The following is a 26432-nucleotide window of genomic DNA, read 5'->3' as shown; positions in this document are numbered from 1 at the left end:
TCGCAAGAAATCCGCCGACGGAAAAGCACAAATCCTGACTCAGGATGAAGTGTCCGCCACCCGAAGCTTCGTATTCGCCGGGCGCTTGCGATAGGCCCCCGGCGCGCTGCCCGTCCATTGCCGAAAGGCCCGATTGAATGCGGCGGGATCCTCGAACCCCAGGCTGTTGCCGATGGCAGCCACCGGCTGGGCGGTCTTGTTGAGCAGTTCAATGGCCACATCACGCCGCAGCATGTCCTTGATGCGCTGGAAACTGGTGCCCTCGGCCGACAGATGGCGAGCCAGTGTGCGCGGCGAAGCATGCAGGGCCTCGGCCACGTCCAGTATCGTCGGCCCCTGATGCAGGCGCTCTTTCAGAAAATTGCGTACCAGGTGCGTGCGCGGCCGGTTGCTGTCCGAAAAATAGAACCAGTTCAGCGGGACATCCTGCAGGAAATGATGGAGGGTGGCCTGATCCTGGCGGATGGGCTCATACAGCCATGCGGCGTCCATGTGCAGGGCAGTCTGCCCCTGATCGTAGCGGATCGGCCCCGGATACAGACACTCATAGTCGGATGCGTGGACCGGCTGGGCGAACGGGAATGCAATGCGATGAAACGGGATCTTGCGCGCCACCAGCCACGAGGCCACACCCTGCACCAGCATCAGCATCAGCTCGAGCGCCAGAAGCCGGGTGGCCCCCAGGTCGGCGCGCTCATGCAGGATGATGCGGACCTGGCCCCCATGTTCGGGGCCGACCTCGAACAGCACGTCATCGTTGACCAGGCGCATGAAGTTGCGAAACCGGTTCAGCGCCACGCGCAACTGGGGTGCGTGCAGCATGAGCATGCACAGATATTTGAGCGTGCCGTTGCGCAGCGGGCGCGCAAACAGGCCCACGGTCTCATCGTCGATCGCAACGGCAATGGTGCGATACAAACTTGCAAATTCTTCCAATGTGATCCGGGCACCCGGCAATGCGAGCAACTCGGGCGTCAGACCGTGCAGGGTCAGCCATTCCGGATTAAACCTTGGATTATCAACTACATTTGATAGCAGATCAGTGACGAAGCGGATCGATAGCGTCTGGATGTCTCGAGTCATGGATTACCCTGTATCGTGGCCGTTTTTGCAAAGTTTTCGTCATTCCATATCATTTAAAACCAGCGGCCGCTCTCCTAGAATACCGAATTGAAGGTCTGGCACAAGCCACAAAACATTCGTATGGTGTCCACACCATCAGGAGACAAAGTGCAGCCCCCTGTTCCGGCTCCCATCCTGGCGTTGGAAAATCTGACCCTGGCCTTTGGCGGCCTGCGTGCGCTGTCCGACGTGGGTTTTGACGTCGCCCCCGACACGATCACCACGGTGATCGGGCCCAACGGCGCCGGCAAGACGTCCCTGTTCAACACCATATCGGGATTCTATCGCCCACAGACGGGGCGCATCCTGTTCGAGGGGCGCGACATCACCCACGTTCCGGCCCCCGAGCGGGCCCGCCTGGGCCTGGCGCGCAGCTTCCAGAACATCGCCCTGTTTCGGGGCATGACGGTGCTCGACAACATCAAGCTGGGCCGCCACGCCCACCTGCGCACCAATATTCTGCATGACCTGATCTACATGGGCCGGACCCGGCGCGAAGAAATGCAGCTGCGCCGCGAGATCGAGGAACGCATCATCGACTTTCTCGAAATCGACCATATCCGTCACCATCCGGTGTCCGCGCTGCCCTATGGCCTGCAGAAGCGCGTCGAAATGGCGCGCGCGCTGGCGATCCGGCCCAGGATCCTCATGCTCGATGAGCCCGTGGCCGGCATGAACCGTGAAGAAACCGAAGACATGGCGCGCTTCATCCTCGATGTACGTGAAGAATGGGGCATCACGGTACTCATGGTCGAACACGACATGGGCATGGTGATGGATCTCTCCGATCACGTCGTGGTGCTCAACTTCGGCCAGGTCATTGCCAATGGCACGGCCGAGCAGGTACAGGCCGACCCCGAAGTGATCCGTGCCTACCTGGGCTCGGGTGATGTCGCCGATCTGCGCGCGCGGCTGCGCCAACCCGCGCCCCAAGGCGCCTGATGCCATGGGGTTCGATTGGGTCTTCTTTGCCGAAGTCACCCTGGCGGGCCTGGGTACGGGCGGGCTGTATGCCCTCACGGCACTGGCTTTCGTCATCATCTTCAAAAGCACCGGGGTGGTCAACCTGGCCATCGGCGAAATGCTCATGCTGGGCGCCTATCTGTGCTTCGGCTTCGCGGTCGATCTCGGCCTGCCGATCTGGCTGGCCATTGTTGCGGCCATCATCGTGGGCGGGCTGGCCGGCGGGCTGATCGAACGCCTGACCATCCGCCCCATGGTGGGCGAATCACCCATTTCCACCTTCATGATCACCGTGGGGCTGGCCGCCGTCCTGGTGGGGCTGGTCGAACTGGTCTGGACGGCATCGCCACGCCGCATGCCAGCCTTCCTGCCCGATGACGCCATCTTCATCGGTGAAGCCTTCGTGCCGTCCAAGGTGTTCTACGGCTTTCTCGTCACCGCGCTGCTGATCGCCATCGTCCTGCTGGTCTTCCGCTACTGGCGCGGTGGCGTGGCGCTGCGGGCCACCGCATTCGACCAGGCGGCCGCCTATTCCATGGGCATCAACGTGCCCAGGGTGTTTTCGCTGTCCTGGATCGTGGCCGCCATGATTGCCACCATGGCCGGCATCCTGGTGGGCGCGGTCGGGGGCATCTCGCCGTCCATGGGCGTGTTTGGCCTGTCGGTGCTGGTGGTGGTGATCGCCGGCGGGCTCGACAGTGTTCTGGGGGCCCTGGTCGCCGGCCTGGCCATTGGCCTCATCGAGGCCTGGGCCAGCGGGTTTCTGGGTGGCGAATTCAAGATCGTGGCCACCTTCATGATTCTGATCGCGGTGCTGATGATCCGGCCCTACGGGCTGTTCGGCACGCGCGAGATCGAGAGGCTCTGATGCGCATCGGCACCGCACGATTCAGTTACCGGCACGATGAGGCCCTGTTCGATACCCGTACGCAATATGCGTGGCTGGCGGCGCTGGGCGCGGTTCTGCTGATTTTCCCGTTTTCAGCCAACGAATACTGGCTCTATCTCGCCTGCCTCATGCTGATCAACATCGGCAGCGCCGCCGGTTTGAACATCCTCACAGGCTATACCGGCCTGGTCAGCCTGGGCCATGCGGCGTTCATGGGGGTAGGGGCCTACACCGTGGCCGTACTGCAGGGGATCATCGACCTGCCGGTCGTCATCAGCCTGCTGGCGGCCGGCGCCGTCACCATGGTGGCCGGCTTCATCGTCGGCATCCCCTCGCTGCGCGTCAAGGGGCTGTACCTGGCGATTGCCACCATTGCAGCCTCCATGATCCTGCATTTCGTCTTTTCCAACTGGCAGTCGGTCACGGGTGGTACCGGCGGGCTGATGGTGAATCCTGCGCGCATCCTGGGCGTGGACCTCGACACATCCTTTCGCTTCTACTGGATGGTGATGCCCATCACCATCCTGATGCTTCTGGGGTCGGCCAACCTGTTCCGCTCGCGTACCGGGCGGGCCTTCATCGCCATCCGCGACCGTGACATTTCTGCCGAAGTCCTGGGTATCCGGCTGCTGCGCTACAAGCTGCTTTCGTTCGGGATCTCTTCATTCTATGCCGGCGTGGCGGGTGGGCTGTGGGCGTATTTCTTCCGCATCATCACGCCCGAGAGCTTTCCCCTGTCGATGTCCATTTTCTTTCTCACCGCCATCATCGTGGGCGGCATGGGGTCGTTGCTGGGCAGCATTCTCGGGGCCGCCTTCATCACCATGGTGCCGGAAGCGCTCAAGCTGATCATCGGCTGGCTGCCCATTTCGGCCGACACCACCCTCATTCTCTCCCCGGTGCGCACCATCGTCTATGGCCTGCTGATCATCGGCTTTCTGATCTTCGAACCGCTGGGTCTTCAGGAAGTATGGCGACGTACGCAGCGTTTTTTCCACCTCTGGCCATTCCGGTCATGAACCAAGGCAAGCAGGAGACACTATGAACATCCACACCGTGAAACATTGGCTGGCCGGCGCGGTCGTTGCCGGCATGCTGGGCGCGGCCGGCCTCGCCCACGCCGAAGAAAAGGAAATCGTCATCGGCGGATCCATCCCCATGAGCGGGGTGTTTTCCTTCGCCGGCATCGGCATCCATGCCGGGATCCAGGACTACGTCAAGATGGTCAACGATGCCGGCGGCATCGATGGCCACATGCTGCGCTACGTGCCCGAGGACAGCGGCTACAAGGTCGATGCCTCGGTGGCCGCCTTCAAGAAAATCACCAGCCAGAACGACGTCAACTTCTATTACGGCGACTCGACCGGTTTCAGCAAAACCATCAACAACGAGCTCAACCGCAAGAACAGCATTCTCATGTCGGGCGCCTCGTTCGCCAGCGAACTCAACGATCCGGAAAAATACCCCTATCAGTTTCTGGTCGGGCCCGATTACACAGAAATGTTCGGCATTCTTCTGCGCCACATCGCCGATGAATCCCCCGGTGCACGGGTCGCCTTCGTCTATTCCGACTCCGAATTCGGCCGCGACCCCATCGAGACCAGCCGCAAGACCGCGCAGGATCTCGGCCTGGAAGTCGTGGCAGAACTCATGACGCCACCGGGCAGCGTCGATGTCTCGACCGAAATCGCCAAGATGCGCCGTGCACGGCCCGATTACACCATCTTCCATGGATACATCCTGGCGCCCATTCCCGAGTTCATCGAACAGGCCCGCAAGATGGGGATGGACACCAAGTTCATGGGCACCTTCTGGACAATGGACAACTCCACCGTCATGCAGATGAAGGATGTGGCCGACGGGTTCATGGGCGTGATGCCTTATCGCTACTACTACGACGATTCCGAATCCGCGCCGATGCTGGAAAAGATCCGTGAAATGCGCCCCGACTACCAGAACGTCCCCTATATCCAGGGTTTCCTGTCGGCCATGCTGTATGCCGAATCGGCTCGTCGCGTACTTGCCGAAGGCAAGGAGATGACAGCCGAAAACATGAAGGCGGCATTGAATTCGCTCGAGGACTTCGATACCGGGGGTCTGATCGGCGTGCCCATCACGATCCGCGGCAATTCGATTCCCGTGGGCCGCATCTATCAGGCCGACGTCAGCCAGGGCAAGATGCTGCCGGTGTCCGACTGGATCATCCTGGAGTAGGTGCATGGCCGCCACCGTACTCGAGCTCAACAACATCGAAGTGTTCTACAACAAGAGCGTCCAGGTGTTGCGTGGTTTGTCGCTGCAGGTCCGGCAAGGCCAGATCGTGGCCCTGCTGGGCTCCAACGGCGCTGGCAAGAGCACCACGCTCAAGGCGGTCTCGGCCCTGCTCCCGCTCGAAGATGGCGAACTCACCAGCGGTGCCATCCGGTACCGCGACATCGACACCAAGGCCCGCCAGCCCCATGATCTGGTGCGGGCGGGCCTGTTCCACGTGATGGAAGGCCGGCGCGTCTTCGAAGACCTGACGGTCGAGGAAAACCTGCTGGCGGCCACTTACGCCCTGGCCGGGCGCAGGCAGGGCAAACCCGACTTCGATCTGGTCTACGAGTACTTCCCCCGCCTGTTCGAACGGCGCACCAGTCTGGCGGGCTATCTGTCGGGTGGCGAGCAGCAGATGCTGGCAATTGGCCGCGCCCTGATCGCACGCCCAGAACTGATCCTGCTCGACGAGCCTTCGCTTGGCCTGGCGCCGCTGCTGGTCGAGAGCATTTTCCGCATCATCGCCCGGGTCAATGCCGAACAAGGGGTTTCCATGCTGCTGGTCGAACAGAACGCGTCGGTCGCGCTGGCGGTTGCCCACTACGGCTACATCATGGAAATGGGCAAGATCGTCACCGACGGCACGGCCGACTTCCTGGCCAACGACCCTGACGTACGTGAATTCTATCTGGGCGTGGGCGGCGCGGGAGAATCTCGCAGTTTCCGCAACATCAAACACTACAAGCGCCGCAAGCGCTGGCTGTCGTGACATGCATGCCCACACGATCCCCGATCTGACATTGCCTCAGATGCTGCGCGAACGCGCTCAGGCGCACCCTGATCGCATCGCCCTGCACCAGAAGGATTTCGGCATCTGGCAGCCGCTGACCTGGCAGACGTATTACCAGCGTGCCGGCTGGTTTGGCCTGGGGCTGGTGTCGCTGGGCCTGCAGCCGGGGGACCATGTCGGCATTCTTTCCGAGAACCGTACCGAATGGGTACTGGCCCAGATGGGCTGCGGCCTGGTGGGCGCAATCACCGTGGGTGTCTATGCCACCAGCCCCTGGCCCGAAGTGGCATACGTCGTCAACCACGCCGATGTCGAGATCGTGGTCTGCGAAGACCAGGAGCAGGTCGACAAGATCGCCGAAGCCATCGGGCAACTGCCCCGCCTGCGCCGGGTGATCGTCATCGAACCCGACGGCTTTCGCAACACGGACCCACGCATCGCTGCGATCACCCTGCTCTACGACGACGTCGAAGCCAGGGGGCGCGAGTACGAGCGCCAGCACACCGGGTTCATCGCTTCAGTGCTCGAGGCCCAGTCCATGGAGGACATCGGGCTGATGATCTATACCTCGGGATCCACCGGCAAGCCCAAGGGCGCGATGATCAGCTATCGCAACATCCATGGGGTATCGCCCGGGATCATTGCGCATCTCGAGCTCACGCCGGCCTCCAGCCACCTGTCCTATCTGCCCCTGTGCCACGTGGCCGAACAGATGCTGACCACCTTCGTACCCATCTATCTGGGGTCGCAGGTCAATTTTGGCGAATCCATTCGCACGGTCCAGGAAGACCTGCGCGAAATCGCCCCCAATCTTTTCCTGGGCGTACCACGCATCTGGGAAAAGCTGCACTCATCCATCATGATCAAGATCGCCGAGACCGGGCGCATCCGACGCTGGCTGTTTCACCGGGCGCTGGCAGCGACGGAATCGCTCTCTTACGTCAGGCGGGCCGACCGCACGCTGGCGCAGCGCCTGACGTACGCATTCTGGTACTGGATCATTCTGCGTGCGCTGCAGAACTTCACCGGTCTGCGCCGCTGCCGGGTCGCGCTCACCGGGGCCGCCCCCATACCGCCTGCGGTGGTGCGCTTTTTCCGCAATATCGGTGTGCCCCTGGTCGAGGTCTATGGCCTGACCGAGTCCACCGGCATGGTCACCGGGCAGCCGCTGTCGAACCCGCAGCCCACATCGGTAGGCACGGCCATCCTGAATGCCGACTGCCGCATCGATCCCGCCACGAGCGAGCTCCTGGTACGTGGCCCGATGGTGTTCGCAGGCTATTACAAGAACGAGGCCGCCACGCACGAAACCATACACGATGGCTGGCTGCATACCGGCGATCTGGCAACCGAGCGCAATGGACAGATCTACATCGTCGACCGGATGAAAGACATCATGATCACCGCAGGGGGCAAGAACATCACGCCATCCGAAATCGAAAACGTGATGAAAGGCAGCCCCTACATCAAGGAATGCATCGTCATTGCCGACGGCCGGCGCTTCGTGTCGGCCCTCATCCAGATCGACTTTGAAACCGTCGGCAAGTGGGCCGAAAGCCACGGCATCGCCTTCACCCACTTCCGCTCGCTGGCCACCCACGAGCAGGTGCATGCGCTGGTACAGGCTGAAATCGACGCGGGCAACGCCACGCTCGCCCCGGTAGCCAATATCCGGCGCTTCCACCTGCTCACCAAAGAGCTCGACCACGACGATGGCGAAGTGACCGCCACCATGAAAGTCCGCCGCGCCAGCATCTACGACGCCTACGCCAGCGAAATCGAGACCCTGTACGCCTGAAGCCAAGGCCTTGTACACCTGACCCGGGGAACCCATGCAATTCGAACTTTCCGAGCAGCAGCGCCAGATCCAGACACTCGCCCAGCAGTTCACCCAGCGCGAGATTCTGCCCCGTGCCGTCGAAGCCGATCGCCTGGCCACCTTCCCGGCCGAAGTCCATGACGCAGCCGTGCGCCTGGGCCTGGTCAATGCCACGTTGCCGGAATCCCTGGGTGGCCCGGGTCTGGGCTGTCTCGAACTCGTCCTGATCACCGAAGCCCTATGCTACGGGTGCCTGGGGATCGGCGCTGCCCTGTGCATCAATGCGCTTGCTGCCGAACCCATACTGATTGCCGGCACGCACGAGCAACAGGCGCATTATCTGCGCCGCCTGGCCGACGGGGCCATGGCCAGCTTCGCCCTCACCGAACCCCACGCCGGCTCGGATGTAGCCGGCATACGCAGCCGGGCCGAGCGCGTGGCCGGAGGGTACCGCCTCAATGGCAGCAAAATCTGGATTTCGAACGCCAATCTGGCCGAATTCTTCGTGGCATTTGCCAAAACGGACCCGGACGGCAGCTACCGCGGGTTGTCCGCCTTCATCCTGCCCGCCGGCAGCCCGGGCCTGACCGTGGGCAAACCCCTGTCCAAGCTCGGGCAAAAGGCCGCCCCCACGGCCGAGGTGTTCTTCGATGACGTCTTCGTCCCCGACGACCACCGCCTGGGAGACGAAGGCGCAGGGTTCGCGCTGGCAATGCAGGTCTTTGACCGCTCCCGCCCCATGGTGGCGGCCTTTGGCGTGGGGCTGATCCAGCGCTGCATGGACGAATCCCTCGATTACGCCCGCAAGCGGGAATCCATGGGCAAACCATTGCTGCACCACCAGGCCATCGCACACCGCCTCGCCGACATGCGCCTGCGCCTCGAAGCCGCTCGCCTGCTGACCTACCAGGCCGCCTGGCGGCTCGACCATGGGCAGCGCAATACCCTGCAGGCCTCGATGGCCAAGGTCTATGCCGCCGATGCCGCGATCTGGGCAGCCACCGAGACCATGCAGATCTTCGGTGGTATGGGGTACTCGACCGAATACCCGGCCGAAAAACTGTTTCGTGATGCCAAGGTGCTGCAAATCTACGAAGGCACGTCCGAAATCCAGCGCAACATCATCGCCCGCGAACTGGCCTGAATGTACGCGGTGAATGCGCCCCGTGAATGTACCCAGTGAATGTGCCCGGTGAATGCGCTCGGCATCGCACGGGTGACCGCTGCGTGATGCGTGCGGCCAGACCGATCAGCGGGATCGGGCCCGGGGCAGCATACAAGGCAAGCATTTAGTTGCCTAGTCAGATAGTTCGGCGTTAAAATCCCGGCATGCAGGACATCACCCCATCTTCAGACACGCCACGATCGCAACCGGCCGGGCTGGCCGGCTCGCCCCCCCGCCAGTCGGGCGGCCGGTTCTATGGTCGCGCGCCCGGCGATCTGGCCGCCGATCGCAATGTGGGCGTACTGGTGCGTCACCTGCATGGGCTGATCAACAAGGTCATCGACCTGGACACCCTGCCGCTGGGGCTCACGGCCAACCAGTGGCGCCCCCTTCTGCTCATCAAGCACAAGGGCACGGACACCCCGGCCGAACTGGCGCGCGTCATGAATGTGGACACAGGGGCCGTCACCCGCATGCTCGACCGGCTCGAAGCCAAGGACGTCATCCGCCGCGAACGCATTCCACAGGACCGGCGGGTCGTCAAGGTCGTTCTCACCGACGCAGGCCATGCACTCACCGACCAGATCCTGCCCATCGTGGCCGATGCATTGAACCTGCATCTGCAGGGCTTGTCCGAAGATGAGGTGCACATGCTGCTGGCGCTGCTCAGGCGCATGATCATCAACGGCGAGCACAAGTTGCGCCAGGCCAGCGAAGCCACTCTCGAATAGGCCCCGAAGCGTCCCGCAGTCCTGCGCGCGGCTTCCAGCCGCCCGGTGCCTGATCCCCATCGTCAACGACATGCATGCCACTATTTACCTGCCTGGTCAGATAATGACCCGTACAACCGTTCTGCCAAACCCATGAAACCCCTGCTCACCCTCATGTTGCTCCTGGCACTGACCGCCTGCGCTCCGATGGACCCGGGTGCCCCTGCCGCAGCAGCACTCGATGCAGGCGATCTGGCACTGGAACAGGACCCGGCAGGCGTCGAATGGCCCGAGCCGCACTGGTGGACGCGCTACGCGGATACCCAGCTCGACGACCTGATCGACGCAGCGCTGCAGGGCAATCCCGACCTGCAGGCGGCCATGGCGCGCGTGCGGATCGCACAGGCGGCCGCGCGCGGCGCGCGGGCGGTGCAGTGGCCGCAGATCAACGCCCAGTATCAGTTCACGCGCGAGCGCCTGAGTGAATCCTACATTTATCCGCCGCCACTGGGCGGTTCATACCAGAGTGATACGGGTTTGTCCCTGCAACTGAATTTCGACCCGGATCTGTGGGGTCGACAAAAAGCCCTGACCACCGCAGCGCGCCAGCGTACAGCAGCCGCGCAGGCGATGGAGCGGCAGGCCCGCAACCTGCTGGTGTCGGCCGTCGCCCAGGCCTATTTCCAGCAGCAGGACGCCCAGGCACAGGCGGTGGCAATCAAGGACATTGTCGGCAAGCTCGAGGATGCCCTGGCCATCACACGGGCACGCTATGACAACGGTCTGGGTACCCAGGTGGACGTGGACCAGGCCGACTCGGCCGTCTCGGCCGCCCGGGTGCAGCTGGGTCAGGTGCGCAACAACGCCGTCCTGCTGCAGCACCGGCTGGCGGCCTTGCTGGGCAAGGCACCGGAACAACTGCCACAACCGGCCCTGCGGCCGTACCGTGCGATACCGGCTGGCGTACCCATGCACATGCCCATGGCGCTGCTCGGACGGCGCGCCGACATTGCCGCCGCACGCCTGCAGGCGCAGGCGGCAGGCGCCGAGATCTCCGCCGCCAAGGCGGATTTCCTGCCCAATATCGACCTGTCGGCCGCCGCAGGGTTTCTGTCGTTGGGTCTGGATCAATTGTTGCGCAGCAACAGCCGAAACCTGAGTGTGGGGCCAGTGATCACGCTGCCCATTTTCAATGCCGGCGCCCTGAACGCCCAATTGGCCGGCCGGCGTGCGGCGCGCGATGAGGCCATTGCGCAATACAACCAGACCATTGTCACCGCGATTCGTGAAGTGGCCGATGCGAGTGCATCCATCCAGGCCCTGCAGGAACAGATCCGGCACCAGGAAGCCAGCCTCCAATCCATCACCTCGGCCTACGACGTGGCCCTGCAGCGCTACAAGGCAGGGCTGGGCAATTTCATCCAGGTACTGCTGGCCCAGAACGAAGTCCTCAAGCAGACCGTGCAGACCAGCGATCTGCATACCCAGGCCTACCTGCTGGACATCCAGCTGGCGACGGCGCTGGGCGGCGGATACCTCGAGCCCGCGGCGACCGGATCACAGCAGCCCATCGCCCAGCCTTTCCCGGCACGCCTGACACAGCGGCCTGATCATTCCAGCTGACACACCATGACTGAAGAAAGCAGCAAGACCGCGGGCTCGACCCGCAAGCGCCTGATGTGGATCGCCACCGGCCTGTTCATTCTGATTGCCCTGCTGTACGGCGTATGGTGGACCATGTTCGTTGCACATTATGAATCCACCGACGATGCCTACGTGCACGGCAACCTGGTCACGGTGAGCGCACAGATTCCCGGCACTGTGGTGGCCATCGGTGCAGACGACACGCAAACCGTCACGCAGGGCGCTGAACTGGTGACGCTGGACGCCAGCGACACCGAGATCGTCCTTGCCCAGGCGAAATCCGCCCTGGCGCAAACCGTGCGCCATACGCAGACGCTGTTTGCGCAGAACAAGGCGCTGGCAGCCAATGTGGCGGTGGGCCGTGCCAACGTCGAGCAGGCGCAGACCCAGCTGGACAAGACCCGCAACGATCTTCAGCGACGCAATGCATTGCGCAGTTCGGGCGGGGTCAGTGGTGAAGAACTGCTGCATGCACAGGTGGCCGTCAAATCCGCAGAAGTCGCGCTCGCCCAGGCCCAGGCGGGTCTGGCGGCATCCGAGGCGCAACTGGCCACCAACCAGGCCCTGACCCGCAACAGCACGGTGGCCACCCATCCGGATGTCGTGCACGCGGCAGAGCAGGTGCGGCAGGCCTGGCTGGCCCAATCGCGTACCCGTGTGCCTGCGCCCGTGGACGGCATGATTGCCCAGCGCGCCGTTCAGCTGGGCCAGCGCATTCAAGCCGGCACGCCGCTCATGACAGTCGTGCCCCTGGACAGCCTGTGGGTGGAAGCCAATTTCAAGGAAACCCAGCTGCGTCACATGCAGCCGGGCCAGGAGGTGACACTGGTATCGGATCTGTATGGCGACGAGGTCACCTTCCACGGCATGATCGAGGGTGTGTCCGCCGGCAGCGGCGGTGCCTTTGCACTGCTGCCGGCCCAGAATGCCAGCGGCAACTGGATCAAGGTCATCCAGCGCGTACCGGTCCGGATCCGCCTCGACCCCCGGGAACTGCAGGCCCACCCGCTGCGCGTCGGCCTCTCGATGACTGCCCGGGTGGATCTGTCATCCACGCCCGGATCCGCACACGATGATGCGCCACCCGATCCATCCGCAAGCGCGGGCACGCGGCACGACACCGCGGTCTACAGACACGATCCGGCGCAGATCGATGACATGATCCGGCAGATCATCAACGCCAACCTCGCCCCATGAGCACTGAGATCAGGGCAACGCAAGATCCCGCGGACGGGCCCACGTCTGCATCCGGGCCCACGTCTGCATCCGGGCCCACGTCTGCGGCCGGGCCCACGTCTGCGGCCGGACCCATGCCTGCATCTGAACCCCCGCGTGAATCTGCGCCCGTATCTGCGCGGCCTGCCGGGCAAGCGCCGGCCGGCGATTACCCGCCGCTTGAAGGCAGTGCGCGCGCATTCGGGACCATCGCCCTGTCGGCGGCCGTGTTCATGAACGTGCTGGACTCTTCCATTGCCAACGTCTCCATCCCGACGATTGCCGGTGATCTGGGCGTGAGCACCACCCAGGGCACGTGGGTCATCACGTCATTTGCTGTGGCCAACGCCATCACCGTACCGTTGACGGGCTGGCTGACCCGGTATTTCGGGCAGGTACGGCTGTTTCTGATGGCGACCCTGCTGTTCGTGGTGAGTTCGTGGCTGTGCGGTTTTGCGTGGTCATTCGAATCACTGGTGTTCTTCCGGGTACTGCAGGGCGCCGTCGCCGGGCCGATGATCCCCCTGTCGCAGGCGCTGATGCTGGCCAGCTACCCGCGGGCCAAGGCCGGCATGGCGCTGGCGCTCTGGTCCATGACCATCCTGGTCGGCCCGATCGCCGGCCCCTTGCTGGGTGGCTGGATTTCGGACAATTACGCATGGGCCTGGATCTTCTACATCAACGTGCCAGTCGGCTTGCTGGCTGCCTGGGGCTCATGGCAGATCTACCGCAGACGCGAGTCGCGCCGCAGCCGCCTGCCGATCGACGGCGTCGGCCTGGCGCTGCTCGTGGTCTGGGTGGGCGCCCTGCAGGTGATGCTCGACAAGGGCAAGGATCTGGACTGGTTTGCCAGTCCGCTGATCTGCGCGCTCGCTGTGATCTCCGCCATCACCTTCGTGTACTTCGTCATCTGGGAACTGACGGCCAGCCATCCGGTGGTCGATCTGTCCCTGTTCGCACAACGCAATTTCACCGCCGGCACGGTGGCCCTGTCAGTGGCGTTCGGCGTGTTTTTCGGTACCGTGGTCCTGTTGCCGCTGTGGCTGCAGAGCACCATGGGCTACACCGCCACCTGGGCCGGCGTGGCCGCGGCTCCCGTGGGGATTCTGGCCATCGTGCTGTCACCGGTCGTGGGCAAGCTGGTGGCGCGCCACGACCCGCGCATCATCGCGACCGTCGCCTTCCTGATTTTTTCGCTGATCAGCTGGATGCGCGCGCAATACAACACCAATGTGGATCTGTTCGGGGTCATGCTGCCCACGTTCATCCAGGGCGCGGCCATGGCGGCATTCTTCATTCCGCTGACCACGATCTCGCTGGCCGGGCTGAGCCCGGAGCGCATCCCCGCCGCTGCCGGCCTGACCAATTTCTTTCGCCTGGTCTGCGGCGCCTTCGGCACCTCGATCACCACGACCCTGTGGGATGATCGTGCCATCCTGCACCACGCGCGTCTCACCGAAGTTGCCCGTCCGGGTGAACCGGCCTTCGACCACCTGATGAATGGCTTGCAGAATCATGGCGTGGACCCACGACAAGGCGCTGCCCTGCTGGATCAGGTCATCCACCAGCAGGCCTGGACCATGTCGGCCACCGATTTCTTTCTGGCCTCCACTTTCATTTTTATGGTCCTGATCGGGCTGATCTGGCTGGCGCGGCCTCAGGCAGCCCAGCCTGTATTGCCGACCCCGGCCACTTCACCAGTGTCAGGGACAACGGCGCATGAAACGAAATGACGGGCAAGTCGGCGAACGGCATCACGACATGTGGCGAGACCCAGGCGACGATGGATCAATTTTCGACACCATCACGACAAGCAAAAATCCCCGATCAATGCCTGCAAATGCCGCGTTGTCTGGTTGATCCGCGCCACTGAAAGGTGCTCTCCAGGCTGATGCGCACAGGCGATATCGCCTGGCCCCATGATCACCACATCCATGCCTTGGGCGCGATAGAAAGGCCCTTCGGTCGTAAAGGATACCGCCTGAGCCGGTTGCGCCGAAATGCGTTCGGCCGCCAGCACAATGGCCGCGTCCGCCGGCGTCTCCATTCCGGGCACCACGTCCATGATCACGTCCAGACGAGCTTCCAGCCCGTGCGCGTGAGCAACCTGCACCGCCCGTTCGCGAATGCGTTCCCGGATCTCGACGCCATTCATTCCGGGCAGCAGGCGAAAGTCGAATGACAGCTCACAATGGCCACAGATGCGATTGGGATTGTCGCCGCCATGAATGCAACCCAAATTGAGCGTTGGAACGGGAACAGAAAACCCCGCATGCCGATACTGATTCTGCAGGGACTGCCTGAACGCCATCAGGTCGGTCATGACCGCATGCATGCCATCCAGCGCGTTTCTGCCCAAAGATGGGTCGCTGGAATGCCCGCTTTGCCCGATCAGAATCAAGCGATGCATCATGTTTCCCTTGTGCATGCGGACCGGAACACCGCCCGTCGGCTCGCCGATGACGACATGCCTGCCATACTCACGCAAAGAGGTGAGCGCCCGGGCGCCGGTCATGCCCGCCTCTTCATCGGCCGTGGCGATGAGTGTCAGCGGCGCACCCAGCCGGGCAGGATCAATGGATTCGACGGCGTCAAGCACAAAAGCGAAAAATGCCTTCATGTCCGCAATGCCCAGGCCGGTCAACCGGCCTTCATGTTCTGTAAGGGCGAGCGGATCCGACTGCCATAGATGTGGATCGAAAGGGACAGTATCCGTATGGCCAGCCAACACCAACCCATCTGTTCCCCGGCCCAGCGTGGCTATCAGGTTCACGTGTCCAGGTTTGCCCGGCACCGGAAGCAGGCGCGTCCTGAACCCCAGACTCTCACACCAACCCGCCAGCAACGCATTGACCTCGGCGTTGCCGACATCCAGCCCAGGGGTACTGCTGCTGACAGAAAGCGTGGCAACCAGCTGCGCGATCATCTCGCGCAGCGCTGGAATTTTTCTGGCCATACGGCACCCACCTAGAGCTTTTCTTCTGCCGGAAGCAAGGACTGCGCACACGACGCTGTCCTTGTTCCGTCTGCCGGCATCGGCCGCACCAGCAGGATACGCTCCGGCGTTGCCGGGGTATCCAGAGCTGGCCGGCTGACATCATATGAAAGCGCCTCAATCATCGCCTGATGAACGGAAATGGCGAGCATCAACGGCGGCTCGCCGACTGCCTTGGAAAAATATGGCGTCGCTGACCGGAAGGCAGGGTTGTCCATGAGCATCACATTCATGACTTTCGGGCGATCGCCGATGGCGGGGATTTTGTAAGTCGACGGCGCATGTGTTTTCAGGATGCCCCGCTCATCCCAATACAGTTCTTCGGTCGTCAGCCAGCCCATGCCCTGGATAAACCCGCCTTCAATCTGACCGATGTCGATGGCGGGGTTCAAGGAGCGCCCCACATCCTGCAGAATATCGACCTGCGTCACGCGGTATTCGCCTGTCAGTCTGTCGATCAGGACCTCGGAAATCGCTGCACCGTACGCAAAATACAGGAACGGCCTTCCCTGGAAAGCCGCCTGATCGAAATGGATCTCCGGCGTGCGAAAAAAGCCCGTGGCGGACAACGAAACCCGCTCCAGGTAAGCCTGCTCAACCAGGGCTTCGAAGGTGATGCGCTTCGAACCGATTTCCACGTGATCGTCGGCAAACCGGATGGTTTCCCTGGGCACAGCATATTTCTCCACCGCAAGGTCGGTCAGCCGGCGCTTGAGCTTGCTCACGGCATCCCTGGCCGCCATGCCGTTGAGATCCACCCCGGCCGACGAGGCGGTGGCCGATGTATTCGGCACTTTTTCTGTCGTGGTCGCAGTCAGCCGGACACGATCCAGCGATACGCCGAACTCCTGGGCCACGATCTGCGCCACCTTGATGAACAGCCCCTGCCCCATCTCGGTCCCGCCATGATTCAGCGCAATGCTGCCGTCCTTGTAGACATGAATCAGCGCGCCAGCCTGGTTCAGGTGCGTCCGGCTGAAACATATCCCCATCATGACGGGCGTCAATGCAACACCCTTGCGCAGGAACGAATTGCTCTGATTGAATGCCAGAGCCGACCTGCGCCGCTCGTGATACCTGGCCTGCGTACTGAGTTGCTCGATGATTTCGGGCAAAATGAAATTGGAGACCGATTGGCCGTAATGCGTCTGGGCACGTTCTGGATCGTACAGGTTGGCCAGGCGGACATCCAGTGGATCCTTGCCCAAGTGCTGCGCGATATCCAATATCACGCGCTCGATGCCTATCATGCCCTGCGGGCAGCCAAATCCGCGAAATGCCGTATCCGATACGGTATGGGTCCGGCAGCGATAGGAATCGATCGTGACATTTTCAAGGAAATAGGCATTGTCGCAGTGAAACACCCCGCGATCTGCCACGGCCCCCGAAAGATCGGCAGCATAGCCGCAACGCACCTTCTGCACGAACTCGACGCCCTGAATACGCCCTTCATCATCGAAACCGACGTCATAGTCGATGACGAAGGCATGGCGTTTCCCCGTCATTCGCATGTCGTCGTCGCGATCCAGCCGCACCTTGGCAGCGCGCCCTGTCTTGCGTGCCGCCAAGGCTGCAATGATGGCAAATTGTGCTGCCTGGGTTTCCTTGCCACCGAAGGCGCCTCCCATGCGCCGTACATGCACCTTGACCGCCGCATCCGGCATGTTCAGTACCCGCGCGCAGAGGTGCTGGATTTCGCTGGGGTTCTGCGTCGAACTGTAGATTGAAATTTCGCCGTCCTCACCCGGCTCCGCCAGCGCGATCTGGCCTTCCAGATAAAAATGTTCTTGCCCGCCCGTACGCAGGCAACCCTTCAGACGATTGGGCGCCTGCGCCAGGGCACGCGCCGAATCACCCCGGCTGACGCGACGCGGAGGCACAACAAAGCTCTGCTGATCCATGGCCTGCTCTATGGACAATACCGCAGGCAATTCCTTGAACTCGAGTTTGGCAAACGCGCAAGCCCGGCGAGCAGCCGCGACGCTTTCAGCTACGACCGCATATAGCGCCTGGCCTGCAAACTGGACCTTCCGATCAGCAAAAACCGGTTCATCTCCTGCATGCACACAGCTCAGGTCGGGGCTTCCCGGAATATCGGCAAGTGTCAGCACGGCAGCGACACCGGGCTGCCGTACAACCTCGGCCAGGTCGCAGACAAGGATTTCGGCATGCGCAAGCGTACTTTGTGCAATGACCACATGCAGCATGCCATGCGGTTCGGCCAGGTCATCGATATACATTGCGGCACCACTGACTTGCTTGGCTGCACTGTCATGGCGCCTGGAAACATGAACCATCATCGACGCGCTCCTTGAAAAGAACCATGCACCACGCCCAGCGGCGCCTGATCCGCTGCCTGGGTCTCATGAAAGAACTTGCGCAGCAGGTTGCCGGCCACACGGTTGCGATAGGCTGCGCTCGCACGCGCATCGTTCAAGGGCTGGTAGGTCTCGCTCAACAGTTCGGCTGCCTGCTCGGCGGTAGCCTCGTCCCAGACGCGCCCGACCAGGAACGCTTCGCACTGCGAGGCACGCAGCGGGGTGCCGGCCATGCCGCCAAAACAGATCCTGGCGCTTTTGACGACACGCTCGCCGGCCTCCTCTGAAAAACCCAGGTTGAAAGCCCCGCATACGCTCGAAATATCCTGATCGATACGCTTGCTGATCTTGTAGACTTTCAGAACACCGCCTGGATCGGGCCGGGGCACCAGAAGGGCTTCGATGAACTCGCCCGGCACCCTGTCCTGCTTGCCGTATGCAATGAAATACGCTTCGAGCGGCAGTTCACGCGTGGCGTCTCCCCGGCGCAGGACCACCCTGGCACCCGCGGCGATCAGGGCAGGCGGCATGTCGCCTATGGGCGAGCCATTGGCAATATTGCCCACGACTGTGCCCAGGTTGCGCACCTGCACGGCACCGATACGGGAAATCAGCTTGCCCATATCCGGATACAGCGCCTGCAGGCCTGCGCTTGCCTGAGCATAGGTGACCGCCGCCGCCAGGCGAACCCCCTGGGGGGTATCCTCGATACGCGCCAACTCAGCGACTCTGCCAATGTAGACCACGGTCTCCAGCGCAGCATGTTTCTTCGTGACGAACAACCCGACATCGGTACCGCCTGCCAGCAGCGTTGCATCGGGGGCGCGCAGCAAGATCTCTGCCAGCTCAGCCAGCGTCGCCGGAGCGATGAAATGCTTGCCGTGGCTGTGGATGCTCACGCCTTCCTGACTGGAAACAGCCTGCAGCTGCTGTCTCAGCAATACTTCATCGGCCTCCCGGATCTGGGCCCCCGAAGCGGGCGCCAGCGCTTTTTCGGCCGCGTGGATGATCGGCGTATAACCCGTGCAGCGGCACAGGTTGCCCGCAAGCATTTCATCGATCGCCACGCGTGTCGGGGGTACATGGTTCTGCGCTCCGGCGAACATCGACATCACGAAGCCTGGCGTACAGAAGCCACATTGCGATGCGTGGGACTCGGCCATCGCTTCCTGCACAGGGTGCAGGCCGGCATCCGATTCCAGGTGCTCCACCGTCATCAGCGCCTTGCCATCCAGGGTTGCCAGAAACTGAATACAGGTATTGACCGCCCGATAATGCAGGCCATTGTCAGCCAGCTCGGCAACCACAGCCGTGCATGCGCCGCAGTCGCCTTCGGCGCAGCCTTCCTTGCTGCCCAGGGCCCGTTCGTGCTCGCGCACGTAGCGCAAGACAGTGAGATTCGGGTCAAAATCGGTCAGCCGGCGCAGCTGGCCATTGAAGACAAATTCGATCGCATCGCGCACCTGAACCCCCTCATCGTGAAACAAATGATCAATACCTGCGCCGCCGCTTCAGTACCCCAGCGCATGCGGCAGCCACAGCGCCACCGTCGGAACATAGCTGATCAGCAGCAGCACGAATATATGTACGCCCAGCAGGACACTCATCGAAGGAATGATCCGCTCGACCCGACATCCCGAGACCTCGGCCCCCAGGTAGAGCGCAACGCCGATCGGCGGCGTTGCCATGCCGATCACCAGGTTCAGGCTCATGATGACCCCGAAAAGCACTGGATCGACACCGATGCTCTGGATGACCGGCATCAGCACGGGCACCAGGATGATGATGGCGGCCGTCGTATCCATGACACAGCCTACCAGCAGCAGCAGAACGTTGATCAACAACAGCAGGATATATGGATTGTCGGACACCCCCAGCATGGCGGACGCGATCGACTGCGGCACGGCCTCGGAAAGCATTACATCCGAAAAAATCCTGGCGGCGCCGATGATCAGCATGATGAAGCTGGTCGTCATCCCGGTACTCAGCAGTATCCGCCACAGTTCCCTGAAGGTCAGCTCACGATACACAAATATGCCGATCAGCAAGGCATACAGTACGGCGACCGCCGCCGCTTCGGTGGGCGTCATCACTCCCGTGAAGATACCCCCCAGTATGATGACCGGCATCAGCAAGGCAAACCCTGAATTCCTGGCCTCGCGCCAGACTGCCTTGCCGCTGAAAGGCTGCACTTCGCCATAGCCGCGCCGGCGCGACCAAAAATAAATCACGGCCATCATGCCCAAGGCAATGAGCAGGCCCGGAACCACGCCCCCCAGAAACAGAGCGCCGACCGACTGGCCCGCGGTGACTGCAAAAATCACCATCGTGATGCTGGGCGGAATGATGGGCCCCAGAAGCGATGAACAGATGGTCAGGCTCGCTGCGATTTCTACCGGATACTTCTCTTTTTTCATGGCCGGTATCAGCACCCGGCCGACCGCGGCAATGTTGGCCAGCGCCGAACCGGAGATGGCCGCCATGATCGCGTTGGCCACTACATTGGAATGGCCCAGCCCGCCAGTGATATGGCCAACCAGCGTCTTGGAGAAATTGACCAGGCGCAGCGATATGCCGCCGCGGTTCATGAGTTCGCCGGCCAGGATGAAGAAGGGCACCGCCATCATCGGGAAAGAATCCATGCCGTTGAACATGCTCATCGGCACGACCAGCAGCGGCATCGTATCGACAAGCAGCACCACGGCCAGCGTAGCCGCTGCGCCCACGGCAAAGACTACCGGAACGCCAAGGACCAGAAAAGCGGCCATCAATCCAAAAAGAGTTGCTGCGAGCATCGAGACAACCTGTCGTGAAGTTTATTCGGATTTCAGCTCTATCTGCGCGGCGTGCGCAGGATCAGCCAGCCCGCGGTACGAAAGAAATGAAACCACCATGAGGTGATAGATCATCAATGCCGCACCGACCGGCACGGCCGCATACGGCAGTGCCATGGGCAGTTGCAGCGCTGGCGTCGTCATGCGTCCGCCACGTACATACATGTCCCAGCCCTTCCATAGAAGCACGGCCAGGAATGCAAATATGACGAGCTGGGAAAAGCCGAAAACAACGTTTTGCCAGAACCGGCCCGGGATCTTGCGGATGAGCATATCGATGGCGATATGGCCGCCATGGCGAAACACCAGCCCGCCACCGAGAAATGAAAGCCATACCATGCTGTAGCGAGCGACCTCTTCAGACCAGGCCGGCGCATCGTTCAATAAATAGCGCGCAAAAACGCCCGATAGCGTGGCGCCTGTCATGAGCAACAACAACAGCACCAGCAACGCGCTGCTGGCGACGACAATCAACTGATCGAATTTTCGCAGCATAGTATTTCCATGGAATGCGGAAATGGCGGCCGCCGCCAGCCGGGCGGCCGCCATGGTCCTTATTGGCCCTGCCCGACCTTGGCCTCTGCGGTGCTGATGCCGGCGAGCATCTTGTCGACCCATTCGTCGCCGATGTCCTTGCGAACCATTTCCTCGACCGGCGGACGCCCCAGGTCACGATACTCGGCGTATTCCTCTGCCGTGGGCGCATAGATCTCGATGCCTGCCTCGCGCAGCTCTTCTATGGCGTCGCGTTCGTCGAGCAAAACCGTTGCACGGGCAACGACTGTCGCCGTCCTGGCCGCCTCCTGGACGATGTTCTGCTGCTCTGGGGTCAGCGACTGATAAACGTCGTCATTGATCATCGCGACATGAATGCTGAAGAGATGGCGATCGAGTGTCAGGTATTTCTGATGCTCGTGCAGTTTCATCGCGTAAGCCAGCCCCGGGGGGTTTTCCATGCCGTCCACCACGCCCTGTTGCAGCGAAGTGTACAGTTCAGACCAGGCAATGGGCACGGGATTGCCGCCCAGGGCACGGACCATGGCGATATGCCCCTGGTTTTCTCCAGTGCGGATCTTCAACCCCTTGAGATCCGAGGGGCCGTGCACGGGACGCTTGGCATTGAAAAAGCTGCGCACGCCCGCATTGAATACACCCAGGATGCGCAAGCCGGTTGCCTCGCGCCAGGCCTCATTGAAGGCATCGCCAAATTCCCCGTCCAGCACTTCCCAGGCGACCGCATCAGAATTGAAGAGGTACGGGATGCCCCAAACCTGAGCGGGCTTGAAGAAGCTGGGCATCAGGATTTCACTGTTGATGGTCATCTGATTGATGCCCGTCTGTGCCTTTTGCAGCTGCTCGCGCTCAGATCCGGCAGCATTGGCGCCCTGTATCTGTACCTTGATCTGCTGATCGGAATTGCGCTCGACCATCTCTTTGAAGATGACGGCCCAGGCCTGAGAACCCTGGTTCATCTTTTCTGCAGTGGTATGGCTGAGCCTGAGCACGGTCTCTGCTGCAGCATTCGATGCAGCCCCAAGCCCGGCAACGGCAATCGCCATTGAGGCCGCTGTCACGCGACAGAAATTGAGCAATTTCATGCGATTCATCTCCATTTTCTGCAGCCGTCGGCTGCCGTTACATGTCCAATCACTTCGTTGAATTGACACATCTTCGAGTACATTTATAAATGTATGCAACTGAGGACGAGACAGAAAGTTATCACGCCAATATTTCCGGAACAAGCAGGTGATTACCCTTATGCGCTAATTGTGGGAGTATACAGTAGGTTACAGTGTGCTCCAGGGCGATGGGCCAGGCGGTCTCTCCCCTTGGAAGAATCGTTGATTGCATAGAAAAACGCTGCTAAGATTACATCCATGTATTTTTGCATGTAATTTTGACCTGGGAGATAACGCCTTGAGCCATGACGCCCTCAGCGAAACGAAACTGCTTGCCACCCTGCAAGCATTCGTACGCTTTCCAAGCCAGCAGACCGAGCTGCATGAAGATGATCCCGAGGTCAAGGCCTTCATCCGCGAATGTGCAGCACCCGAGCTCGAAGGGCTCGAGGTCGCGCTGCATTATGATGAGATGGGGAATCTCATCGCCGAGGCGGGTCCCACAGACACTGGCCGCTCACTGATGTTCGTAGGCTATGCCATGACACATCCGGCAGCGCGCATGCAAGAGCCTTTTTCAGCCACTGTGATTGACACGCCTCGGGGGCGGGCCGTGCGCGGGCGGGGGGTGGCAGAGCAAAAAACGGCCCTGGCCGCCGCGTTCGGCGCATTCACGCAAGCCGTACGTGATGGCCAGCTGGGTGGGCGCCTGACGCTCGTGCTGACCACTGCCGGCGAGACGGGCCGCCACGATGCCATCGCCTGCGTGATGAAATCTCTGCCACAACCGCCCAGGCACGTCGTCATCCTCGTCGGTACGGACAACCGGATCGCCATCGGCAATAAAGGCCGGATCGACTTCGATGTCGTGATCAAGGGAAAAACGTCTCACAGCTCGGCCCCCTGGCACGGCGTCAATGCCATTGCCGGCGCCCAGCGCGTGCTTGCCCAACTGGATTCGCTGGACCTGGGGGTTGCGGATCATCCCGCCTTCGGACCCGCCACCCTGACGCCGACCGCCATCGACAGCAGCCCCAAGGCAACCCATACGGTGCCCGATACCGTCACCATCACATATGATCGACGCCTGTTGCCGGGCGAAAAGCCAGACGCCGCTCTGGCGTCGATTCAAAAGGCCATTACCCTGGAATCTCCCTGGCAGGCGACCTGCAAGCCGGGGCCTGTCATGTACCCCAATGAACTGCCACTGGACAGCGCCTACTACCAGAATCTGAAAGCGGCATATCAGAAAGCCAGCGGCCAGCAGCCCGAAACAATGCACTGCAACTTCGCGCTGGATGCCGGATATTTCTGCCGCCAGGGCATCGATGCAGTCATGTGGGGCCCTGGAGAAGTCGATCAGTTCCACTCCAGCGAAGAGCACGTTCTTGTTTCGGATTTCGTTACTATGGCCAATGCATACCGTGCGCTGATCGCCGAATGCCTGTCTGCACCAACGCCGTGACCGTCAGGTCCGGACCACCCAGTTGATCCAGGAAAGCCCCATGCAACCGTCATTAGCCAGCACCGCCCTGCCCCCCGATATGATTGATAAAGCGTTATCGCCTGTTCAACAGGCCTATCAATACATACTCAATGGCATTTTGTCGGGCGAGCTGACTGCCGGCATGCGAATTCCAACCGAATCCGTGGCCGAAGTCCTGGGTATCAGCCGCACGCCTGTCAGGGATGCGTTGCGCCGCCTCGAGGGCGATGGCGCCGTAATGATTTCCGCCAACCGGGGGGCGGCGGTCGCCAAATACTCGCGCGCCGAAGTCGCCCAGCTGATCGAGATGCGGGCCGTGCTCGAAGGGCTGGCTGCGCGCTGCGCGCTGCCGAACATCGGCACAGTCGAACTCGACGAATTGATGCATCTGAACTCGAAAATGAAACTTGCGAGCACATCATTATCGACCTGGATGGCGGCGCACGATGCATTCCACAATTACCTGACCTCGCTCAGTCGACGGCCACTTCTGGCGCGCCAGACAGAAAAGATGCGGCTCATGTTGCTGCCCTATTACCGGGATTATTACAACCAGAGTCTCGAGATGGAAATTCTCGGCCTCGAGCACGAGAAACTGATCAGCGCAATCGAATTCAAGGATGCCACGCACCTCGAGCAAATCGTGCGGCAACATGCAATGGCCAACGTCGACAAGGTCGCCATCCTGGCAGAATCCGATCATGACCACTTCAAGAATTAAGTTTCATCATTCAATAACCGCATGTGAGGAAGAAGCATGGAGCAAACTCGCGCGCCCGTCACGTTCAACCGGCACCTGACGGGCGACTATTGGCTGCTTGAAGTAGAAGCTCCACAGATCGCCGGCGCGCTCAGGCCCGGCGAGTTTGTCAACATATTGGTCGATGACCGCCCGGCACCTTATCTGCGCCGCCCATTCAGCGTCTACCGCGTCAGTGCAGATCGGCGCCGCCTCCAGGTGGCCTACAAAATCGTCGGCGAGGGCACACGCCTCATGACGCAGACCATACCGACCGGGGGATATTGTGATGTACTCGGCCCCCTGGGGCATGGTTTCTCGCTGCCCGACGAGGCGCGGCGCATTGCCGTCGTCGGTCGCGGCATCGGCGTCGCAGCGTTGCCCACACTGGTCGACGAAGCCGCCCGACGCGGCATCGAGGTGCACGGCTTTCTCAGTGCCCGCACCCGCGACAACCTCGTGGCCGAGGACATTTTTGCCGAATATGGGTTCCCGGTCGTGACACAGACCGATGAACAGGAGCCGGGCGCACTGGTTACCACCCCCCTGGCCACGCTGAGCAAGACAATGAAATTCGACGCCTTCTATGTGTGCGGCTCAAACCGACTGGCCCGCGTCGTGCACCAGATCGCCGCCGCGCAGCAGGTCCCTGCAGAAATTGCGATGGAGCAGGACATGGCCTGCGGGTTCGGCGACTGCCACGGCTGTGTCATCGAAGTCAACACCGAGGGCAACGAGACGGCCTGGCGCGAAGTCTGCCATTACGGCCCCGTTTTCAATACCTGGGAGGTCCTGCATGCTTGATGATGTCACCGTCGCTCCGATAGCCGAGACGCACATGGATTCGGAGCCCATTCTGGCCGTGGAAATCGCTGGGATCAAGATGAAGAACCCGCTCACCGTGGGGTCTGGAACCTATGGACATCACGGTCGTTTCAGCCAGTTCTTTCCCGTGGAAACACTGGGTGCGCTGGTGCCGAAAACCATCCGCAATTACAAATGGCCGGGCAACCCTGCTCCGCGCATACACGAGGTCGTTGCCGGATTGCACAGTTCGGTGGGGATACCCAGCAACGACTGGGACACATTCATCGCCAACGATGCCAGGATATTGCAATCATTCTCGCTGCCGGTCATCCAGAGCGTCATAGGACGCACGGAAGATGAATACGTTGAACTGGTCGAGAAATGCTCTGCGCTTGGGATATTTTCGGGGATCGAGCTGAACCTGTCATGCCCCAACCTGAAACAAGGTGGGCTGGACTTCGGCTACGACCCGGACACAGCTGGCCATCTTATCCGCCGTGCCCGCCAGGTGACCTCACTGCCACTGATCGCAAAGCTGGCCCCCGACTACTCGTCTCTGGTCAACGTGGCGAAGGCCGTTGAAGCGGCTGGCGCCGATGCGATTGCGCTGGTCAATGCGCCACGAGCCATGTGCATCGACTACAGAACCCGCCGCCCGATCATCGGCAACAAAATTGGTGCCCTATCCGGTTCGGCCATCAAGCCGCTGGCCATTTATATGGTCTGGCAGCTGTACAAGGCGGTCAAGATACCGCTGTTCGGCATGGGGGGGGTCCATGATTACCGCGACGTTGTCGAATTCATGGCGGCCGGGGCACGCGCCGTGGCATTCGGTACGATCAATTACGTCAACCCCATGGCGGTGCCAACGGCAATCAAGGACTTGCGTCTCTTTCTCAAAGAAGAAAAAATAGACGATGTCAATGACCTGGTCGGGGCTGCGCACTTTTGAATCTGAAGCAAGGCGCGATCTGGGCCAGATGCAGGCTGAAAATCCAGGCAATCTGGCCAGACATCGACCGAACCCAGCCCCGGGAACGGCTCTGCCACATCCATCGTCG

Annotated in this window: 22 protein-coding genes; 15 read left to right on the top strand and 7 right to left on the bottom strand. The window is 61.5% G+C overall.

Translation table 11 applies throughout. The annotated features are described in order from the left end of the window. Positions 1-39 precede the first annotated feature (39 nt). Positions 40-1083: an AraC family transcriptional regulator gene (locus tag WCY17_RS07525; protein ID WP_372701561.1), complete on the bottom strand. Its 1044-nt coding sequence runs from the start codon at positions 1081-1083 to the stop codon at positions 40-42. Positions 1084-1203: 120 nt separating this feature from the next. Here WCY17_RS07525 and WCY17_RS07520 point away from each other — a divergent pair, with 120 nt between their 5' ends. From WCY17_RS07520 to WCY17_RS07470, 11 genes are all read left to right on the top strand, one after another. Then, entirely contained in the window at positions 1204-2064 is an 861-nt protein-coding gene (locus tag WCY17_RS07520; protein WP_372701560.1) for an ABC transporter ATP-binding protein, read from the top strand. Between the two features lie 4 nt (positions 2065-2068). Next, a complete protein-coding gene (locus tag WCY17_RS07515) occupies positions 2069-2953 on the top strand; it encodes a branched-chain amino acid ABC transporter permease (protein WP_372701559.1) in 885 nt (294 codons plus the stop codon). Beyond that, complete coding sequence (locus WCY17_RS07510) at positions 2953-3993, top strand: branched-chain amino acid ABC transporter permease (RefSeq protein WP_372701558.1); 1041 nt, start codon at positions 2953-2955, stop codon at positions 3991-3993. The genes WCY17_RS07515 and WCY17_RS07510 overlap by 1 nt, the downstream gene beginning before the upstream one ends. Before the next feature lie 22 nt (positions 3994-4015). Further along, on the top strand, positions 4016-5188 hold the full coding sequence (locus WCY17_RS07505; protein ID WP_372701557.1) for an ABC transporter substrate-binding protein: 1173 nt from the start codon (positions 4016-4018) through the stop codon (positions 5186-5188). Positions 5189-5192: 4 nt separating this feature from the next. Then, entirely contained in the window at positions 5193-5999 is an 807-nt protein-coding gene (locus tag WCY17_RS07500; protein ID WP_372701556.1) for an ABC transporter ATP-binding protein, read from the top strand. A 1-nt stretch (position 6000) separates the two neighbouring features. Beyond that, the gene (locus WCY17_RS07495; protein ID WP_372701555.1) at positions 6001-7818 is read left to right on the top strand and encodes a long-chain fatty acid--CoA ligase; all 1818 of its coding nucleotides are present in this window, start codon (positions 6001-6003) and stop codon (positions 7816-7818) included. Positions 7819-7852: 34 nt separating this feature from the next. Continuing rightward, positions 7853-8983 (top strand): acyl-CoA dehydrogenase family protein, encoded by a 1131-nt coding sequence (locus WCY17_RS07490; protein ID WP_372701554.1) that lies wholly within the window; start codon positions 7853-7855, stop codon positions 8981-8983. A gap of 185 nt (positions 8984-9168) precedes the next feature. Then, entirely contained in the window at positions 9169-9735 is a 567-nt protein-coding gene (locus WCY17_RS07485; RefSeq protein WP_372701553.1) for a MarR family winged helix-turn-helix transcriptional regulator, read from the top strand. Positions 9736-9867: 132 nt separating this feature from the next. Continuing rightward, positions 9868-11337 (top strand): efflux transporter outer membrane subunit, encoded by a 1470-nt coding sequence (locus tag WCY17_RS07480; protein WP_372701552.1) that lies wholly within the window; start codon positions 9868-9870, stop codon positions 11335-11337. 6 nt (positions 11338-11343) lie between these two features. Beyond that, positions 11344-12555 (top strand): HlyD family efflux transporter periplasmic adaptor subunit, encoded by a 1212-nt coding sequence (locus tag WCY17_RS07475; RefSeq protein ID WP_372701551.1) that lies wholly within the window; start codon positions 11344-11346, stop codon positions 12553-12555. A 113-nt stretch (positions 12556-12668) separates the two neighbouring features. Further along, positions 12669-14306, top strand: a complete 1638-nt coding sequence (locus WCY17_RS07470) for a DHA2 family efflux MFS transporter permease subunit (protein ID WP_372701550.1) — start codon at positions 12669-12671, stop codon at positions 14304-14306. Between the two features lie 71 nt (positions 14307-14377). Here the strand turns inward: WCY17_RS07470 and argE are convergent, their stop codons facing one another. The 6 genes from argE to WCY17_RS07440 are packed head-to-tail and all read right to left on the bottom strand — an operon-like array spanning position 14378 to position 22318. Next, positions 14378-15529: an acetylornithine deacetylase gene (gene argE, locus WCY17_RS07465; protein ID WP_372701594.1), complete on the bottom strand. Its 1152-nt coding sequence runs from the start codon at positions 15527-15529 to the stop codon at positions 14378-14380. Positions 15530-15540: 11 nt separating this feature from the next. After that, a complete protein-coding gene (gene xdhB / locus WCY17_RS07460) occupies positions 15541-17868 on the bottom strand; it encodes a xanthine dehydrogenase molybdopterin binding subunit (protein WP_372701549.1) in 2328 nt (775 codons plus the stop codon). Then, positions 17865-19373 carry a xanthine dehydrogenase small subunit gene (gene xdhA, locus WCY17_RS07455; RefSeq protein WP_372701548.1) on the bottom strand — a complete coding sequence of 503 codons (1509 nt, stop codon included), beginning with the start codon at positions 19371-19373 and terminating at the stop codon, positions 17865-17867. Before xdhA ends, xdhB begins: the two co-directional genes overlap by 4 nt. A 24-nt stretch (positions 19374-19397) precedes the next feature. Next, on the bottom strand, positions 19398-20681 hold the full coding sequence (locus tag WCY17_RS07450; RefSeq protein ID WP_372701547.1) for a TRAP transporter large permease: 1284 nt from the start codon (positions 20679-20681) through the stop codon (positions 19398-19400). A gap of 21 nt (positions 20682-20702) precedes the next feature. Beyond that, positions 20703-21215, bottom strand: coding sequence for a TRAP transporter small permease (locus WCY17_RS07445; protein ID WP_372701546.1), 513 nt, complete (start codon positions 21213-21215; stop codon positions 20703-20705). Between the two features lie 59 nt (positions 21216-21274). After that, positions 21275-22318, bottom strand: coding sequence for a TRAP transporter substrate-binding protein (locus WCY17_RS07440; protein WP_372701545.1), 1044 nt, complete (start codon positions 22316-22318; stop codon positions 21275-21277). 319 nt (positions 22319-22637) lie between these two features. Here WCY17_RS07440 and WCY17_RS07435 point away from each other — a divergent pair, with 319 nt between their 5' ends. Genes WCY17_RS07435 through WCY17_RS07420 form a run of 4 tightly spaced genes read left to right on the top strand, consistent with a single transcriptional unit; the run spans position 22638 to position 26323 of the window. After that, the gene (locus tag WCY17_RS07435; RefSeq protein WP_372701544.1) at positions 22638-23804 is read left to right on the top strand and encodes a M20 family metallopeptidase; all 1167 of its coding nucleotides are present in this window, start codon (positions 22638-22640) and stop codon (positions 23802-23804) included. Positions 23805-23844: 40 nt separating this feature from the next. Continuing rightward, complete coding sequence (locus WCY17_RS07430) at positions 23845-24546, top strand: GntR family transcriptional regulator (protein ID WP_372701543.1); 702 nt, start codon at positions 23845-23847, stop codon at positions 24544-24546. A 36-nt stretch (positions 24547-24582) separates the two neighbouring features. Further along, entirely contained in the window at positions 24583-25368 is a 786-nt protein-coding gene (locus tag WCY17_RS07425; protein ID WP_372701542.1) for a dihydroorotate dehydrogenase electron transfer subunit, read from the top strand. Continuing rightward, positions 25361-26323, top strand: coding sequence for a dihydroorotate dehydrogenase (locus WCY17_RS07420; protein WP_372701541.1), 963 nt, complete (start codon positions 25361-25363; stop codon positions 26321-26323). The genes WCY17_RS07425 and WCY17_RS07420 overlap by 8 nt, the downstream gene beginning before the upstream one ends. Positions 26324-26432 lie beyond the last annotated feature (109 nt).

The organism is Castellaniella sp. (assembly GCF_041677825.1).
Classification (GTDB): domain Bacteria; phylum Pseudomonadota; class Gammaproteobacteria; order Burkholderiales; family Burkholderiaceae_B; genus Castellaniella.
This window is presented reverse-complemented; position numbering and strand designations above follow the sequence as displayed.

Excerpts from the sequence above, each read along its gene's own strand:
- WCY17_RS07495 (WP_372701555.1), top strand. The coding sequence starts at position 6,001 with ATGCATGCCCACACGATCCCCGATCTGACATTGCCTCAGATGCTGCGC.
- WCY17_RS07525 (WP_372701561.1), bottom strand. The coding sequence starts at position 1,083 with ATGACTCGAGACATCCAGACGCTATCGATCCGCTTCGTCACTGATCTG.
- WCY17_RS07470 (WP_372701550.1), top strand. The coding sequence starts at position 12,669 with ATGCCTGCATCTGAACCCCCGCGTGAATCTGCGCCCGTATCTGCGCGG.
- WCY17_RS07485 (WP_372701553.1), top strand. The coding sequence starts at position 9,169 with ATGCAGGACATCACCCCATCTTCAGACACGCCACGATCGCAACCGGCC.
- WCY17_RS07510 (WP_372701558.1), top strand. The coding sequence starts at position 2,953 with ATGCGCATCGGCACCGCACGATTCAGTTACCGGCACGATGAGGCCCTG.
- WCY17_RS07480 (WP_372701552.1), top strand. The coding sequence starts at position 9,868 with ATGAAACCCCTGCTCACCCTCATGTTGCTCCTGGCACTGACCGCCTGC.
- WCY17_RS07450 (WP_372701547.1), bottom strand. The coding sequence starts at position 20,681 with ATGCTCGCAGCAACTCTTTTTGGATTGATGGCCGCTTTTCTGGTCCTT.
- WCY17_RS07500 (WP_372701556.1), top strand. The coding sequence starts at position 5,193 with ATGGCCGCCACCGTACTCGAGCTCAACAACATCGAAGTGTTCTACAAC.
- argE (WP_372701594.1), bottom strand. The coding sequence starts at position 15,529 with ATGGCCAGAAAAATTCCAGCGCTGCGCGAGATGATCGCGCAGCTGGTT.
- WCY17_RS07490 (WP_372701554.1), top strand. The coding sequence starts at position 7,853 with ATGCAATTCGAACTTTCCGAGCAGCAGCGCCAGATCCAGACACTCGCC.
- WCY17_RS07520 (WP_372701560.1), top strand. The coding sequence starts at position 1,204 with ATGGTGTCCACACCATCAGGAGACAAAGTGCAGCCCCCTGTTCCGGCT.
- WCY17_RS07420 (WP_372701541.1), top strand. The coding sequence starts at position 25,361 with ATGCTTGATGATGTCACCGTCGCTCCGATAGCCGAGACGCACATGGAT.
- WCY17_RS07440 (WP_372701545.1), bottom strand. The coding sequence starts at position 22,318 with ATGAAATTGCTCAATTTCTGTCGCGTGACAGCGGCCTCAATGGCGATT.
- WCY17_RS07425 (WP_372701542.1), top strand. The coding sequence starts at position 24,583 with ATGGAGCAAACTCGCGCGCCCGTCACGTTCAACCGGCACCTGACGGGC.
- WCY17_RS07505 (WP_372701557.1), top strand. The coding sequence starts at position 4,016 with ATGAACATCCACACCGTGAAACATTGGCTGGCCGGCGCGGTCGTTGCC.
- xdhB (WP_372701549.1), bottom strand. The coding sequence starts at position 17,868 with ATGATGGTTCATGTTTCCAGGCGCCATGACAGTGCAGCCAAGCAAGTC.
- WCY17_RS07515 (WP_372701559.1), top strand. The coding sequence starts at position 2,069 with ATGGGGTTCGATTGGGTCTTCTTTGCCGAAGTCACCCTGGCGGGCCTG.
- WCY17_RS07430 (WP_372701543.1), top strand. The coding sequence starts at position 23,845 with ATGCAACCGTCATTAGCCAGCACCGCCCTGCCCCCCGATATGATTGAT.
- WCY17_RS07475 (WP_372701551.1), top strand. The coding sequence starts at position 11,344 with ATGACTGAAGAAAGCAGCAAGACCGCGGGCTCGACCCGCAAGCGCCTG.
- WCY17_RS07445 (WP_372701546.1), bottom strand. The coding sequence starts at position 21,215 with ATGCTGCGAAAATTCGATCAGTTGATTGTCGTCGCCAGCAGCGCGTTG.